Genomic DNA, 14,552 nt, shown 5'->3' with positions numbered 1-14,552 from the left:
GTACCTACATCGATGGTCTGCCATGCATTGTTCCGTCTACGAACGCGCAGCCAGTAATGTGGCCTCCGTCTATGCAAGACAAGGTAAAGAAATAACATGGGCAGCATGCATCCCGTACAGGTGATCGCGGTGACCGGCGGCAAAGGTGGCGTCGGGAAAACTAACGTGTCAGTGAACTTGTCCCTGGCTTTGGCTGAGCTTGGCCGGCGCGTCATGCTGCTGGACGCCGACCTGGGACTGGCGAACGTCGACGTTCTGCTGGGCCTGACACCCAAACGTACCCTGGCCGACGTGATCGAGGGCCGCTGCGAACTGCGCGATGTACTGCTGCAGGGGCCTGGCGGCATCCGTATCGTTCCGGCGGCATCCGGCACACAGAGCATGGTTCATCTGAGCCCTGCGCAACACGCTGGCTTGATCCAGGCCTTCAGCGATATCGGCGACAACCTCGACGTATTGGTGATCGACACCGCTGCGGGCATTGGTGACTCGGTAGTCAGTTTCGTGCGCGCAGCCCAGGAAGTGCTGCTGGTGGTGTGCGACGAGCCGACCTCGATCACCGATGCCTACGCCTTGATCAAGTTGCTCAACCGCGACTACGGCATGAACCGCTTCCGCGTCCTGGCCAACATGGCCCAGAGCCCGCAGGAAGGGCGCAACCTGTTCGCCAAGTTGACCAAGGTCACGGATCGCTTCCTCGACGTCGCCCTGCAATATGTCGGCGCGGTGCCCTATGACGAAAGTGTGCGCAAGGCTGTGCAGAAGCAGCGTGCCGTCTACGAGGCGTTCCCGCGTTCCAAGTGCTCGCTGGCGTTCAAGGCTATCGCGCAGAAGGTCGATTCCTGGCCGCTGCCGGCCAATCCGCGCGGGCACCTGGAGTTTTTCGTCGAGCGCCTCGTGCAGCAAACAGCAGGTCCTGTGCTATGACGGCCAGCGGTTACAACCTCTACAAAAAATCAGCCCGTGATGCGCAGTACGAGCTGATCGAGCGTTACGCGCCGCTGGTTAAACGCATTGCCTACCACTTGCTGGCGCGCTTGCCGGCCAGTGTCCAGGTCGAAGACTTGATCCAGGCCGGGATGATCGGCCTGCTTGAAGTGTCGAGCAAATATGACGCCAGCAAAGGCGCCAGTTTCGAGACGTACGCGGGCATTCGAATCCGCGGCGCCATGCTCGATGAAGTGCGCAAGGGAGACTGGGCGCCACGTTCGGTTCACCGCAATACGCGCATGGTCAGCGACGCCATTCGCTCGATTGAAGCGAAAACCGGCCGTGACGCTAAAGATCACGAGGTTGCGGCCGAACTCCAATTGAGTCTCGATGATTACTACGGAATTTTGAACGACACCCTGGGCAGCCGGTTATTCAGTTTCGACGATCTTTTGCAGGACGGCGAACACGAAGGGCTGCACGAGGATGGCGCCAATGCTCATCTCGAGCCGTCACGCGATCTGGAAGATGAACGCTTCCAGGCGGCGCTGGCGGATGCGATTGCCAATTTGCCGGAGCGTGAGCGCCTGGTGTTGGCGCTGTACTACGACGAAGAGTTGAACCTCAAGGAAATCGGTGAGGTCCTGGGGGTCAGCGAATCGCGGGTCAGCCAGTTACACAGCCAGTGCGCGGCCCGTTTGCGGGGGCGTTTGGGGGAGTGGCGAGCGCGCTGAAGGCAGTGTGGGGGACACTGCGAACGAGGCTGGTGTGGTGCTGACTGCCCCGGTCTCGATCTGTTGTGCTCCAGACAGTCATCGAGTGCTTTGCCGGATTGATTGAAACGGCGCGTCCAGGTGCTGGGCGCGTTTAAGACTGCTTGGAGGTCGAATTGGACAAGAACATGAAAATCCTCATCGTTGATGACTTCTCAACGATGCGGCGGATCATCAAGAACCTGCTGCGTGACCTTGGGTTCACCAACACCGTCGAGGCCGACGATGGCACTACCGCCATTCCGGTACTCAACAGCGGAAGCATCGACTTTCTGGTAACGGACTGGAACATGCCTGGCATGACCGGTATCGATCTGCTGCGCCACGTGCGTGCCGATGAAAAGCTCAAGCACCTGCCGGTGCTGATGGTGACCGCTGAAGCCAAGCGCGAGCAGATCATCGAAGCGGCCCAGGCCGGCGTTAACGGCTATGTGGTCAAACCCTTCACGGCCCAGGCGTTGAAAGAAAAAATCGAGAAGATTTTCGAACGCATCGGTTGATGAGTGCGCCACGGGGGAGCTATGGGCAATAACGAAACTTCATTGGGCGATTTTGAATCGACCCTGAAAAAACACGCCGTCGAACTGGTCGCGAGCCTTGAAAAGGGCAAGTTCGGCGACGCGGTGCAATTGATCCATGAGCTCAACCAGACCCGTGACCGCGGCCTGTATCAGGAAGTGGGCAAGCTCACACGCGAACTGCATAGCGCGATCGTCAATTTCCAGATTGCCCCGCACATGCCGCAAGCCGAAGAAGTGTCCCAGATCACCGACGCCACCGAGCGTCTGGGCTATGTCGTCAAGCTGACCGAGGCCGCGGCCAACCGCACCATGGACCTGGTGGAAAGTGCCACGCCGCTGGTCAACAGCCTGGCGGACGAAGCCCAGGCCTTGAGCGCGGACTGGGGACGCTTCATGCGACGCGAGGTCGACGCGCAAGAGTTTCGTGAGCTGGCTCGACGGGTCGACGGTTTCCTGGCACGCAGCGGCACGGACAACCGCGCGGTGTCGGGCAACCTCAACGACATCCTGCTCGCCCAGGATTACCAGGACCTCACGGGGCAAGTGATCAAGCGCGTGACCCAGTTGGTCACCGAAGTTGAAAGCAACCTGCTCAAGCTCGTGCTCATGGCCAGCCAGGTGGACCGCTTTGCGGGCATCGAACATGACCGTGAAGCGATGCTGGCTGAAAAAGATCCACAAAAACATCTCTCTCAGGGTGAAGGTCCGCAGATTCATGCCGATAAAAGAGAAGACGTTGTATCCGGTCAGGATGATGTGGACGACTTGTTATCCAGCCTGGGCTTTTAGAATTCAGGCATTTTAGGTTTTTGGGTTTTTAGACCTGTAGGAGCACACCCTTAATGAGCTTCGGCGCCGATGAAGAGATCCTTCAGGATTTCCTGGTTGAGGCCGGCGAGATTCTAGAGCAACTGTCCGAGCAACTGGTCGAGCTGGAAAGCCGTCCGGATGATGCGGATCTGCTCAATGCAATTTTTCGCGGTTTTCACACTGTAAAAGGGGGCGCCGGCTTCCTCCAGCTCAACGAGTTGGTGGAGTGCTGCCACATCGCCGAGAACGTGTTCGACATCCTGCGCAAGGGCGAGCGTCGCGTCGATTCGGAGCTGATGGACGTGGTTCTCGAAGCGCTGGACGCGGTGAACAGCATGTTCAGCGAAGTCCGCGAACGCAGCCCGATCACGGCTGCGACTCCGGAACTGCTTGCGGCACTGGCCCGCCTGGCCGAGCCGCAATCGGCGGACGAAGTGACTGCTGCGCCAGTGATCGCAGAGGTTGAAGCACCTGTGGTGGAAGCCGATGCAGGCGATGTTACCGATAACGAATTCGAGCAGCTGCTGGACTCGCTCAACGCCGTGAAGGCACAGGCCGAGGCGCCCACGGTTGCTCAGGCACCTGCAAGCGATGCGGCTGGCAGCGACGAAATCACCGATGCCGAGTTCGAGTCGTTGCTCGATCAGTTGCACGGTAAAGGCCAGTTTGCCGTCGATGCGCTTGCACCGGCTCCGGCTGCGCCAGAGGCTCCGAAAGCGGCGAGCGACAGTTCCGATATTACTGACGACGAATTTGAAGCACTGCTCGACCAGTTGCACGGCAAAGGTAACTTTGCTGTCGAGGCACTGGAGTCGGCCATCGCTTCGGTGCCTGCATCTGCAGCACCCGCCGCCGCGGCGGCCGGCAGCGATCTGATTTCCGATCACGAGTTCGAAGCGCTGGTCGATGAACTGCACGGCAAGGGCAAGTTCAGCGAAGTCGGCTCCGCGGCTGTGGCCAACGGTTCGAGCGCCGCTGTGGTGGCACCGGCAGCCAAGGCGGCGCCGAAACCGGTCGCCAAGGCCCCGGAGCCAAAAGCCGAAGCCCCGGCAGCCGCTGCTGCACCGGCACCGTCCCGCGCCCCGGCCGCGCCACCGGCGGAAAAAACGGCGAGCGAAGCCGAGACCACCGTACGCGTCGATACTGCGCGTCTCGACGAGATCATGAACATGGTCGGCGAGCTGGTGCTGGTACGTAATCGCCTGGTCCGCCTGGGTCTCAACAGCGGCGACGAAGCCATGTCCAAGGCCGTGTCGAACCTCGACGTGGTCACGGCCGACCTGCAGACCGCGGTCATGAAGACCCGGATGCAACCGATCAAGAAAGTTTTCGGGCGCTTCCCGCGCCTGGTTCGCGACCTGGCTCGCCAGCTCAAGAAAGAGATCAACCTGGAACTGGTCGGCGAAGACACCGACCTCGACAAGAACCTCGTCGAGGCCCTGGCCGATCCGTTGGTCCACTTGGTGCGCAACGCGGTCGACCACGGCATCGAATCGCCGGAAGAACGCGAAGCCTCGGGCAAGGCCCGTGGCGGCAAGGTCATCCTGGCGGCCGAGCAGGAGGGCGATCACATCCTGCTGTCGATCTCCGATGACGGCAAAGGCATGGACCCGAATGTCCTGCGCTCCATCGCGGTCAAGCGTGGCGTGATGGACAAGGATGCGGCCGATCGCCTGAGCGATACCGAGTGCTACAACCTGATCTTCGCCCCGGGGTTCTCGACCAAGACCGAGATCTCCGATGTATCGGGTCGCGGTGTGGGCATGGACGTGGTGAAAACCAAGATTTCCCAGCTCAACGGTTCGATCAACATCTACTCGGCCAAGGGCCAGGGTTCGAAGATCGTCATCAAGGTGCCGCTGACCCTGGCGATCATGCCGACGCTGATGGTCATGCTCGGCAACCAGGCGTTTGCGTTCCCGCTGGTGAACGTCAACGAGATCTTCCACCTCGACCTGTCGACCACCAACGTCGTGGACGGCCAGGAAGTGGTGATCGTGCGGGACAAGGCGCTGCCATTGTTCTATCTCAAACGCTGGCTGGTCAGCTCCGCCGCTCACGAAGAGCAGCGCGAGGGCCACGTGGTGATCCTTTCGGTGGGCACGCAGCGGATCGGCTTTGTCGTCGATCAACTGGTGGGCCAGGAGGAAGTGGTCATCAAGCCATTGGGCAAAATGCTCCAGGGAACCGCGGGCATGTCCGGCGCCACCATCACCGGTGACGGCCGCATCGCGCTGATTCTCGATGTTCCGAGCATGCTCAAGCGTTACGCCACACGGCGTATTTGATTCTGGTGGAGCGGGGCGCCTGGCCTCGCTCCATCTAATGGAGTGTTTATGGCAGTCAAAGTCCTGGTGGTGGACGATTCGGGGTTTTTCCGCCGCCGCGTCTCGGAAATTCTTTCAGCGGATTCCAGTATCCAGGTCGTCGGCACGGCGACCAACGGCAAAGAGGCGATCGATCAGGCGCTGGCCCTCAAGCCCGACGTGATCACGATGGACTACGAGATGCCGATGATGGACGGCATCACCGCCGTGCGGCACATCATGCAACGCTGCCCGACCCCGGTCCTGATGTTCTCCTCGCTGACCCACGAAGGCGCCCGGGTCACTCTCGATGCGCTGGATGCCGGTGCGGTGGACTTCCTGCCGAAGAATTTCGAAGACATCTCGCGCAACCCCGAGAAGGTCAAGCAACTGCTGTGCGAGAAAATCCTCAGCATCTCGCGCAGTAATCGTCGCATCAGTCACTACAGCGCCCCGGCACCTGTCGCCGCGCCAGCCCCGACGCCCGCACCTTCGAGCATTGGCAGCTTTGGCAACAGCGCGCCTGTGCGTCCGGCACCGGCACCGATCCCTGCGCGTACGCCTGCGGCCAGTCCGTCGTCGCCTGCGCCAAAACGCAAAAACTACAAGCTGGTTGCCATTGGTACGTCCACCGGCGGTCCGGTCGCCTTGCAGCGGGTCCTGACCCAGTTGCCGGCCAACTTCCCGGCGCCGATCGTGCTGGTTCAACACATGCCGGCAGCCTTCACCAAGGCCTTCGCCGAACGCCTGGACAAGCTCTGCCGCATCAGCGTCAAGGAAGCCGAGGATGGCGACATCCTGCGTCCGGGCCTGGCGCTGTTGGCACCGGGCGGCAAGCAGATGATGATCGACGGCCGTGGCGCGGTGAAAATCCTCCCGGGTGACGAGCGTCTGAACTACAAGCCGTGCGTGGACATTACGTTCGGTTCGGCGGCCAAGTCCTACGGCGACAAAGTTCTGGCGGTGGTCCTGACCGGCATGGGCGCCGACGGTCGTGAAGGTGCGCGCCTGCTCAAGCAGGGCGGCAGCTCGATCTGGGCGCAGGACGAAGCCAGTTGCGTGATCTACGGCATGCCAATGGCCATTGTCAAAGCTGAACTCGCCGACGCGGTGTACAGCCTCGACGACATTGGCAGGCACCTGGTCGAGGCGTGCATCTGATGGATGTTCTAAGCCTGATCGGCATCATCATGGCATTCGTCGCCATCATTGGCGGCAACTTCCTTGAAGGCGGTCACCTCGGCGCCCTGGCCAACGGCCCGGCAGCACTGATCGTGCTCGGCGGCACCATTGGCGCCGCGCTGCTGCAATCGCCGATGAGCGCCTTCAAGCGCGCCATGCAGATCCTCGCCTGGATCCTGTTCCCGCCTCGCGTCGACCTGGCCGGTGGCATCGACCGCGTGGTGAACTGGAGCCTGACGGCGCGCAAGGAAGGCCTGCTGGGCCTTGAAGGCATCGCCGATGCCGAGCCCGACAACTATGCGCGCAAAGGCCTGCAACTGCTGGTCGACGGTGCCGAGCCGGAAGCGATCCGCAGCATTCTGGAAGTGGATTTCTACACCCAGGAAAGCCGCGATGTCGAAGCGGCCAAGGTCTTCGAGAGCATGGGCGGCTACGCGCCGACCATCGGCATCATCGGTGCGGTTATGGGCCTGATTCACGTCATGGGCAACCTCGGTGATCCGTCGCAACTGGGTAACGGCATCGCCGTGGCCTTCGTCGCCACCATCTATGGCGTGGCCAGCGCCAACCTGGTGCTGCTGCCGATTGCCGCCAAACTCAAATCCATTGCGTTGCGCCAGTCGCGTTATCGCGAAATGCTGCTCGAAGGGCTGCTGTCGATCGCCGAAGGTGAAAACCCTCGCTCCATTGAGTTGAAGCTCCAGGGCTTCATGGATTAGGCAATAAGGGAATAACCTCATGGCCCGTCGTCGCCAGCATGAAGAGCATGTAAACCATGAGCGTTGGCTGGTTTCCTACGCCGACTTCATCACCTTGCTGTTCGCCTTTTTCGTGGTGATGTATTCCATTTCGTCGGTGAACGAAGGCAAGTACAAGGTCATTTCCGAAGCGCTGATCGGGGTGTTCACCGATACCGATCGCGCGCTCAAGCCGATCCCGATCGGTGACGAGCGACCGAAGACCGTGACCCCGGCCAAGCCGTTGGTCAAGGACAGTGACCAGGTCGATGCCGGTGTCGCCGGCGCCAGCGATCCACTCAAAAGCATCGCCGACGACATCAGCGCGGCGTTTGGTGACCTGATCAGCTCCAACCAGATGACCGTGCGCGGCAATGAGTTGTGGGTCGAGATCGAGCTCAACTCCAGCCTGTTGTTCGGCAGCGGCGACGCCATGCCCAGCGACATCGCGTTCAACATCATCGACAAAGTCGCGGCGATCCTGAAGCCGTTCGACAACCCGATTCATGTCGAAGGTTTCACTGACGATCAACCGATTCGCACCGCGCAATATCCGACCAACTGGGAACTGTCCTCGGCCCGTTCGGCCAGTATCGTGCGCATGCTGGCGATGCAGGGGGTGAACCCCGGTCGCCTGGCCTCGGTGGGCTATGGCGAGTTTCAGCCGGTGGCCAACAACGCCACCGCCGAAGGCCGTGCCCGCAACCGTCGCGTGGTGCTGGTGGTGTCGCGCAACCTCGATGTGCGCCGCAGCCTGACCGGCACCGGAACCGCCAATGCGCAACCGGATGCGGCATTGAAGCGTGCTGGCACACAAACTGCACCGACCCCGGTCAAGTCGCCGGTACGAGAGAACGCCGTCAATTCTCCGTCACCCGCATTAACACGTTGAGCTATTTCTCGGTCGATCCAATCGGCCGGGAGGAACAATCCGAATGAGAGTCTGGGCAGTCGCCAATCAAAAGGGTGGTGTCGGTAAAACCACTTCCTCCATCGCTTTAGCCGGGTTGCTGGCGGAGGCGGGCAAGCGTGTGGTCGTGGTCGATCTCGACCCCCACGGCTCCATGACCAGCTACTTCGGCTACGACCCCGACACTCTGGAACACAGCAACTACGACCTGTTCCTGCACAAGGGCAACGTGCCCCAAGGCCTGCCGGGTCAACTGCTGCTGTCGACCAGTGACGAACGCATCTCCCTGCTGCCCTCCAGCACCGCGCTGGCCACCCTCGAGCGCCAGTCGCCGGGGCAGAGCGGTTTGGGCCTGGTGATTGCCAAGAGCCTGGCGCAACTGTGGCAGGACTTCGATTACGCGGTGATCGACAGCCCGCCATTGCTCGGCGTGCTGATGGTCAATGCCCTGGCTGCGAGCCAGCAACTGGTGATTCCGGTGCAGACCGAACACCTGGCGGTCAAGGGGCTTGAGCGCATGGTCAACACCCTGGCGATGATCAACCGCTCACGCAAACAGGCATTGCCATTCACCATCGTGCCGACCCTGTTTGACCGCCGCACCCAGGCGTCACTCGGCACATTGCGCGTGCTGCGCGACAAATTCCCCGACGAAATCTGGCAAGGCTATATTCCGGTGGACACGCGTCTGCGCGATGCCAGCCGTGCCGGTCTGACGCCTTCGCAGTTCGACGGCAAGAGCCGCGGCGTTCTCGCTTACCGCGCATTGCTCAAGCATCTGCTGGCGGCGCAACTCGTTGCGCAGGTGGCCTGACATGACCTCCATCCCTGTAGGAGCGAGCACGCTCGCGATGGTCGTCAACGACGACGCGGGAAACCTGACACCCCCTGGTGCGCACAGGTTCATCGCGAGCACAGGTGTGTGCGCATGAACCGGCCATTGAAGACCACCTCGCGCCCGCAACTGGCGCTTCAGTCTTATCTGGACAGCTTGCTGCAGGACGTCACCGAGGAATTTGCGCCCGAAATCGAAGCGCCTGCCCAGGTGGTCGAGGTTGAAGCGGCGCTGGACGAATTCCAGGCGGCAGTGCTTGAAGAGCAGGCCCGCGATGCGCAGAAAATCGTGGTTGCCCCCGCGCCTGTGGTCACACCGCTAGCGAAGGCTCCAATAGCCGTGGTCGAAGCACCGACACCCATGCTGGCGCCGGTATCGACCATCGCACCGTTGCTCCAGGCGTTGGTTCCGCCGGCCGTCGAGGTGCAGCCGGCAGCGCAACCCGCTGTTGTCGAAGTGCCTCAAGCGCTGGTCCCGCCCGTCGTCGAAGTGCATCTGCCACCGAGCAATACACCGCCACCGATGGACAGCGATGGTCGTCCGTCCTGGGCTGCCGAACCCTTCGAGTGCCTGCTGTTCGATGTCGCCGGTTTGACCCTGGCGGTACCGCTGGTGTGCCTGGGGTCGATCTATTCCCTGGCCGGTCACGAGCTGACGCCGCTGTTCGGCCAGCCCGAATGGTTCCTGGGCATCCTGCCGAGCCAGGCCGGTAACCTCAAGGTGCTCGATACCGCGCGTTGGGTCATGCCCGATCGCTACCGCGACGATTTCAAGCAGGGCCTGCAATACGTGATTTCGGTGCAAGGCTACGAGTGGGGGCTGGCGGTGCATCAGGTCAGCCGCTCGTTGCGTCTGGACCCGAATGAAATCAAATGGAGAAGTCACCGGGGGCAGCGGCCATGGCTCGCCGGCACGGTGATTGAGCACATGTGCGCCTTGCTCGACGTCGCCTCGCTGGCGGAGTTGATCGCCAGTGGCGGGGCAAAGCACATGTCCGGCGGCAAGCCGAACCACAAACCGACAAACGTTAAATAAACAACAGGCGACGCCACTCGATGGCGTTGCACGGAACACACACCGCCAGGGCGGTTACTTGAGGGGTCAGGGTATGAATGATAAGGCGACGGCGGCAAAAGGTTCCGAAGATCCGATCCTGCAATGGGTCACCTTCAAGCTGGACAACGAGACCTACGGCATCAACGTGATGCGCGTTCAGGAGGTCCTGCGTTACACGGAAATCGCCCCGGTCCCGGGTGCGCCGAGCTACGTGCTGGGCATCATCAACCTGCGCGGCAACGTCGTCACCGTGATCGACACCCGCCAGCGCTTCGGCCTGATGAATGCCGAGATCAGCGACAACACCCGCATCGTCATCATCGAAGCCGACAAGCAGGTGGTCGGGATCATGGTCGACAGCGTGGCCGAAGTGGTTTACCTGCGCCAGTCGGAAATCGAAACCGCGCCGAACGTGGGTAACGAAGAGTCCGCCAAGTTCATTCAGGGCGTGTGCAACAAGAACAACGAATTGCTCATCCTGGTCGAGCTGGACAAGATGATGAGCGAAGAAGAATGGTCGGAACTGGAGAGTATCTGATTGATTCTCGAGGTTGCGGTCATTGTCCTGTTCCTGTTCTGGGCGGGCACGCTGGCAATGTTCCTGGCGTACATTCGCGCCCAGAAGCAGATTGCCGCGCAACAGGCCAAGGCTGATGCGCTGCGTGACCAGCGCATCAAGGACCTGGGCAAGCGCGTCGACGACTACCAGAACGGCAACGTGCGCATGGGCGAAGACCTGCACGAACTGCGGGCGATCGTTGCGCCGTTGCCAGACAAACTCGCTCAGCTGGAACAACGCGACCCTACAAGCCTGTCGTTCGCCCAGGCGGCGCGGCTGGTCGGGATGGGCGCCAGCGTCAACGAACTGACCCAGTCCTGCGGCTTGACCCAGGCTGAGGCGGAGTTGATGAGCAAGCTTCACAAGAACTGAGTGTTGCGCTCAGGCTGAAATCGCCATCGCGAGCAGGCTCGCTCCTACAGGTATTACATGCTCCATGTCCGACATAGAACAACTGTAGGAGCGAGCATGCTCGCGATGGCGGCGGTGAAAACTCAGTAGTCTTCCCCGCGCTCGGTCACATCCTTCTCCAATTTCTGCAAATCCGGATCCTGCCCCGCCGGAAACTTCCCCTTCAGATTCCACGCAAACGCAATGATCTCGGCGATTGTCAGATAAAGCTCCTGGGGAGTGTTGTCCCCCAGTTCCATCCGTGCCAACAACCTCACCAGCTCGGCGTTTTCGTAGATCGGCACTTCGCAGTCGCGGGCGATCCGCAGGATTTCTTCCGCCAGTTCTTCGTCGCCCTTGGCGGTGAGGGTCGGGGCGTGGGTGCCGTCGTATTTGAGGGCGATGGCCTGGCGTGGGGCGTTGGGGTCTTTCATGCGGTGTCATCCACCCAGCGTTGATCGAGGCGGGTTTGCGGGCCTTGGGGCGGTGTGCCGAGGTGGCAGTCCAGGTCGCCGACGTTCAGGCCGGCTGACAGCAGGCGATCACGCAGCCCGGCCAGATTGCTTTCGATCAGGCTGGCGGTGTACGGCCGCTCGGCCCAGAGCTGGCTGGAGAGGCTGCCCTTGATCAGTTGCGCCTGGATTTGCAGCGGCCCCAAAGGCTCCATGGCGAAGGCCAGTTCCACACGCCACAGCTGCTGACTGGGCCCGCGCTCTTCGCGACGCTCCTTTGGCGGTTCTTTTTCGGGAGTGTCTTCGCGTTGGAACTTGACCTGCAAGGGCACGATGTCCTGCAGAGTGCGCATCGGGATTTCCAGCTGCCAGGTGCTCATCAGTCGCCCGTCGGCGGTTACGCCGGTTTGTTCCAGGCTCGACAACTGATGGCTTTGCAGGCGTGAAACCGCGGCGGCGGCCAGGCGTAGCAGGTGTTCGAGATCGCCTTCACCTTCGGCGCTTTGCAACAGGCGTTCGGGCAGCGGGAACCCGGTCGGCGATGGTTTGGCACTGACCTGACCGAGCATGCCCAGGGCATTGCGAACAAAATTCGGCATGGCCTGGGCCAGGGTATTGGCGGCGATGATCGCGCCGAGGCTGGTGGTGGCCGGCAAGCCCTGACTCAATTGCGCAACCAGTTTGAGCAGGTCGCCTTTCATGTCCGGCGCAAGCGACGGGTTTTGCCCGTTCAGCAGTTTGCTCTCGAGGAACGCACCGCTGCCGGCCAGGGCCAATGCCAGGCCCTTGGGGGTGCTCAACTGTTGAACATCCGGCAGGCCGGCGAGCAGGCGGGCAGCGACGCTGCGCAGTTCGGCGGTGGTCTGGTCCGAGGGCGGGAGATTCTGCAGGAGCTTGAGCAAGCCATCCAGAGAGCCTTGGCGGCTTTGCTGGTCGACCAGTTGCCGGGTCACCGCCAGTTGCTCCTGGCGGCCGCTCAGGGGCACGAACTTCACGGTCCGGGCGTCCTGCACCTGGGCGCTCAGCAAGGTGCCGATGCGCAAGGGCTGCGGGCTGTCGATGCTCAGGGTGCTGCCGCTCAGTGCGGTATTGAGCAGGCTCACCATCGAGCGAAACACCATGGGTTGGCCGGGGACCTGCGGCAGAACCTGCGAGGTCAGCACTTTGCCCTGCAACAGGGTACCCACCGGCAGTTGCGCGGTGTCGAGACGGGTGAGGGTGGCGACGCTGGACGCGATGGCCTGTTGCACCGTCACGGCCAGGTTGCCGGCCGAAGGTTGGCTGACGAGCAGCGTCGTGCCCTGGGCCAGCGGTTGCTGGCCGGTGGTCTGGACCGTAGTCTGGCGGCCGCTGTCGAGGGTGACCTTGAGCAGCATCTGGAAAGTCTGATCCGCCTGCTTGAGCGACAACACTTCGGCCTGGGCGGTTTGGCCGGCGCTGATCAGTCCCTCCATCGGTGTCAGCAATTTGAGCAGTTCACCGCTGAGCACCTGCGGGCGTGACGTCGCCGGGAGGATCTGCGGAAGCGGGAGGATGTTCATTTCGCCTGTCATACGCGGTCACAACCTGAGGAAAATGCTCTCTTTAGAGTAAGGTCTGGCATGTATAATGCCGCGCCGTTGTATCCAAAAATGGCGAAAACTTTGCAATTGTTTGACGCAGCTCTCTAGAACAAGACGTCATTGCATCTATGCTGCATCTCTTTAACGGCCGCGCCAGTGCCGACTTGAACCGTATAAGGCCCGTGAACCCTTGACCAGTCCAGTCCTGCAAACCGTTGCCCTTGCCTGTGAGCGAGACCTTCGGCTGCTTTTCGAAAATCTCGATTTGAGACTGGCCAGTGGCGAAATGGTGCAAATCAGCGGCCCCAACGGCAGTGGCAAGACCAGCCTGCTGCGCTTGCTCTCGGGGTTGATGCAGCCGACCGCCGGTCAGGTGTTGCTCAATGGCCGGCCGCTGAACGAGCAACGCTTTGAGCTGGCGCGCAATCTGCTGTGGATTGGCCACGCGGCCGGGATCAAGGATTTGCTCACACCGGAAGAGAATCTCAGCTGGCTTTGTGCCTTGCATCATCCGGCGACCCACGAGGCGATCTGGCAGGCGCTGGCCGCGGTCGGGCTGCGCGGCTTCGAGGATGTGCCTTGCCACACCCTGTCTGCCGGTCAGCAACGCCGCGTCGCGTTGGCGCGCCTGTATCTGGACAGCCCGCCGCTGTGGATTCTCGATGAGCCCTTTACCGCCCTCGACAAGCAGGGCGTGGCACAGCTGGAAGAACATCTCGCCGGCCACTGCGAGCGCGGTGGCATGGTGGTATTGACCACGCACCACACGCTGAGCCGGATGCCGGCCGGTTATCGTGACATCGATCTGGGGAATTGGGCCGTATGAGTGTTTTCGGCCTGTTGGTCGCCCGCGAGGCACGTCTGCTGTTCCGTCGTCCGGCGGAGCTGGCCAATCCGCTGGTGTTCTTCGCCATCGTGGTTTCCCTGTTCCCGCTGGCGGTCGGCCCCGAGTCTCAATTGTTGCAAACCTTGTCTCCGGGACTGGTCTGGGTTGCGGCACTTTTATCGGTCTTGCTCTCGCTGGACGGGCTTTTCCGCAGTGATTTCGAGGATGGATCGCTCGAGCAGTGGGTCCTTTCGCCGCACCCCCTGGCACTTCTGGTATTGGCCAAAGTGCTGGCACACTGGTCTTTTTCCGGCCTGGCACTGGTTTTGCTCGCACCTTTGCTGGCGTTGATGCTGGGTTTGCCTGCCGCCTGTCTGCCGGTGTTGCTGCTTTCGTTGCTGCTCGGTACACCGGTACTGAGCCTGCTCGGTGCGGTGGGTGCGGCACTGACCGTGGGCTTGAAGCGCGGTGGCCTGTTACTGGCACTGTTGATTCTGCCGCTGTACATCCCGGTGTTGATCCTTGGCAGTGGCGCCTTGCAGGCTGCCTTGCAGGGCATGCCGGCGACCGGTTATCTCCTGTGGCTGGGTAGCCTGACCGCCCTGGCGATAACCCTGGCACCTTTTGCAATAGCTGCTGGCCTGAAGATCAGCGTCGGCGAATAATGAGGTCTGGTTAAAAAACAACCAGTAAAGACCCCCGG

General features: G+C 61.4%; 16 protein-coding genes. 14 read left to right on the top strand and 2 right to left on the bottom strand.

All coding sequences use genetic code 11. The features are described 5' to 3' along the window. Positions 1–96: 96 nt before the first annotated feature. From fleN to CAG47_RS02535, 12 genes are all read left to right on the top strand, one after another. Positions 97–927 carry a flagellar synthesis regulator FleN gene (gene fleN / locus CAG47_RS02590; RefSeq protein ID WP_085723336.1) on the top strand — a complete coding sequence of 277 codons (831 nt, stop codon included), beginning with the start codon at positions 97–99 and terminating at the stop codon, positions 925–927. Further along, positions 924–1,664, top strand: a complete 741-nt coding sequence (gene fliA / locus CAG47_RS02585) for an RNA polymerase sigma factor FliA (RefSeq protein WP_085723335.1) — start codon at positions 924–926, stop codon at positions 1,662–1,664. The genes fleN and fliA overlap by 4 nt, the downstream gene beginning before the upstream one ends. A gap of 167 nt (positions 1,665–1,831) precedes the next feature. After that, complete coding sequence (locus tag CAG47_RS02580; RefSeq protein ID WP_003183998.1) at positions 1,832–2,203, top strand: chemotaxis response regulator CheY; 372 nt, start codon at positions 1,832–1,834, stop codon at positions 2,201–2,203. A gap of 21 nt (positions 2,204–2,224) precedes the next feature. Further along, positions 2,225–3,013, top strand: a complete 789-nt coding sequence (locus CAG47_RS02575; RefSeq protein WP_085723334.1) for a protein phosphatase CheZ — start codon at positions 2,225–2,227, stop codon at positions 3,011–3,013. Between the two features lie 53 nt (positions 3,014–3,066). Next, positions 3,067–5,322, top strand: a complete 2,256-nt coding sequence (locus tag CAG47_RS02570; protein ID WP_085723333.1) for a chemotaxis protein CheA — start codon at positions 3,067–3,069, stop codon at positions 5,320–5,322. A 48-nt stretch (positions 5,323–5,370) separates the two neighbouring features. Beyond that, positions 5,371–6,501, top strand: coding sequence for a chemotaxis response regulator protein-glutamate methylesterase (locus tag CAG47_RS02565; RefSeq protein WP_085723332.1), 1,131 nt, complete (start codon positions 5,371–5,373; stop codon positions 6,499–6,501). Further along, positions 6,501–7,241 (top strand): flagellar motor protein, encoded by a 741-nt coding sequence (locus tag CAG47_RS02560; RefSeq protein WP_085723331.1) that lies wholly within the window; start codon positions 6,501–6,503, stop codon positions 7,239–7,241. The genes CAG47_RS02565 and CAG47_RS02560 overlap by 1 nt, the downstream gene beginning before the upstream one ends. Positions 7,242–7,260: 19 nt before the next feature. Then, positions 7,261–8,151, top strand: a complete 891-nt coding sequence (gene motD, locus CAG47_RS02555) for a flagellar motor protein MotD (RefSeq protein ID WP_085723330.1) — start codon at positions 7,261–7,263, stop codon at positions 8,149–8,151. A 43-nt stretch (positions 8,152–8,194) separates the two neighbouring features. Beyond that, entirely contained in the window at positions 8,195–8,983 is a 789-nt protein-coding gene (locus CAG47_RS02550; protein ID WP_085723329.1) for a ParA family protein, read from the top strand. Between the two features lie 114 nt (positions 8,984–9,097). Next, a complete protein-coding gene (locus tag CAG47_RS02545; RefSeq protein ID WP_085723328.1) occupies positions 9,098–10,039 on the top strand; it encodes a CheW domain-containing protein in 942 nt (313 codons plus the stop codon). A gap of 73 nt (positions 10,040–10,112) precedes the next feature. Beyond that, entirely contained in the window at positions 10,113–10,598 is a 486-nt protein-coding gene (locus CAG47_RS02540) for a chemotaxis protein CheW (protein ID WP_007980742.1), read from the top strand. Next, positions 10,599–10,991, top strand: a complete 393-nt coding sequence (locus tag CAG47_RS02535) for a DUF2802 domain-containing protein (protein WP_085723327.1) — start codon at positions 10,599–10,601, stop codon at positions 10,989–10,991. A 122-nt stretch (positions 10,992–11,113) separates the two neighbouring features. Here the strand turns inward: CAG47_RS02535 and CAG47_RS02530 are convergent, their stop codons facing one another. Together CAG47_RS02530 and CAG47_RS02525 are read right to left on the bottom strand one after the other, a co-directional pair. Further along, on the bottom strand, positions 11,114–11,443 hold the full coding sequence (locus CAG47_RS02530; protein WP_085723326.1) for an EscU/YscU/HrcU family type III secretion system export apparatus switch protein: 330 nt from the start codon (positions 11,441–11,443) through the stop codon (positions 11,114–11,116). Next, a complete protein-coding gene (locus CAG47_RS02525; RefSeq protein ID WP_085723325.1) occupies positions 11,440–13,014 on the bottom strand; it encodes a flagellar hook-length control protein FliK in 1,575 nt (524 codons plus the stop codon). The genes CAG47_RS02530 and CAG47_RS02525 overlap by 4 nt, the downstream gene beginning before the upstream one ends. Positions 13,015–13,213: 199 nt before the next feature. On the opposite strand from CAG47_RS02525, the gene ccmA reads away from it, so the two are divergent. Both ccmA and ccmB read left to right on the top strand, forming a co-directional pair. Next, complete coding sequence (ccmA, locus tag CAG47_RS02520; RefSeq protein ID WP_085723324.1) at positions 13,214–13,849, top strand: cytochrome c biogenesis heme-transporting ATPase CcmA; 636 nt, start codon at positions 13,214–13,216, stop codon at positions 13,847–13,849. Then, positions 13,846–14,514, top strand: coding sequence for a heme exporter protein CcmB (gene ccmB / locus CAG47_RS02515; RefSeq protein WP_085723323.1), 669 nt, complete (start codon positions 13,846–13,848; stop codon positions 14,512–14,514). Before ccmA ends, ccmB begins: the two co-directional genes overlap by 4 nt. Positions 14,515–14,552 lie beyond the last annotated feature (38 nt).

Origin of the sequence: Pseudomonas sp. R37(2017) (assembly GCF_002113375.1) — a bacterium.
Taxonomy (GTDB): Bacteria; Pseudomonadota; Gammaproteobacteria; order Pseudomonadales; family Pseudomonadaceae; genus Aquipseudomonas.
The sequence above is the reverse complement of the archived record's forward strand: the minus strand, read 5'-3'. Positions and strand labels throughout refer to the sequence as shown.

What these genes read in the sequence shown, in the direction of transcription:
- CAG47_RS02580 (WP_003183998.1), top strand. Translation starts at nt 1,832, where the DNA reads ATGAAAATCCTCATCGTTGATGACTTCTCAACGATGCGGCGGATCATC.
- fleN (WP_085723336.1), top strand. Translation starts at nt 97, where the DNA reads ATGGGCAGCATGCATCCCGTACAGGTGATCGCGGTGACCGGCGGCAAA.
- CAG47_RS02540 (WP_007980742.1), top strand. Translation starts at nt 10,113, where the DNA reads ATGAATGATAAGGCGACGGCGGCAAAAGGTTCCGAAGATCCGATCCTG.
- CAG47_RS02575 (WP_085723334.1), top strand. Translation starts at nt 2,225, where the DNA reads ATGGGCAATAACGAAACTTCATTGGGCGATTTTGAATCGACCCTGAAA.
- ccmB (WP_085723323.1), top strand. Translation starts at nt 13,846, where the DNA reads ATGAGTGTTTTCGGCCTGTTGGTCGCCCGCGAGGCACGTCTGCTGTTC.
- CAG47_RS02570 (WP_085723333.1), top strand. Translation starts at nt 3,067, where the DNA reads ATGAGCTTCGGCGCCGATGAAGAGATCCTTCAGGATTTCCTGGTTGAG.
- CAG47_RS02560 (WP_085723331.1), top strand. Translation starts at nt 6,501, where the DNA reads ATGGATGTTCTAAGCCTGATCGGCATCATCATGGCATTCGTCGCCATC.
- CAG47_RS02525 (WP_085723325.1), bottom strand. Translation starts at nt 13,014, where the DNA reads ATGACAGGCGAAATGAACATCCTCCCGCTTCCGCAGATCCTCCCGGCG.
- motD (WP_085723330.1), top strand. Translation starts at nt 7,261, where the DNA reads ATGGCCCGTCGTCGCCAGCATGAAGAGCATGTAAACCATGAGCGTTGG.
- CAG47_RS02550 (WP_085723329.1), top strand. Translation starts at nt 8,195, where the DNA reads ATGAGAGTCTGGGCAGTCGCCAATCAAAAGGGTGGTGTCGGTAAAACC.
- fliA (WP_085723335.1), top strand. Translation starts at nt 924, where the DNA reads ATGACGGCCAGCGGTTACAACCTCTACAAAAAATCAGCCCGTGATGCG.
- CAG47_RS02565 (WP_085723332.1), top strand. Translation starts at nt 5,371, where the DNA reads ATGGCAGTCAAAGTCCTGGTGGTGGACGATTCGGGGTTTTTCCGCCGC.
- CAG47_RS02530 (WP_085723326.1), bottom strand. Translation starts at nt 11,443, where the DNA reads ATGAAAGACCCCAACGCCCCACGCCAGGCCATCGCCCTCAAATACGAC.
- CAG47_RS02545 (WP_085723328.1), top strand. Translation starts at nt 9,098, where the DNA reads ATGAACCGGCCATTGAAGACCACCTCGCGCCCGCAACTGGCGCTTCAG.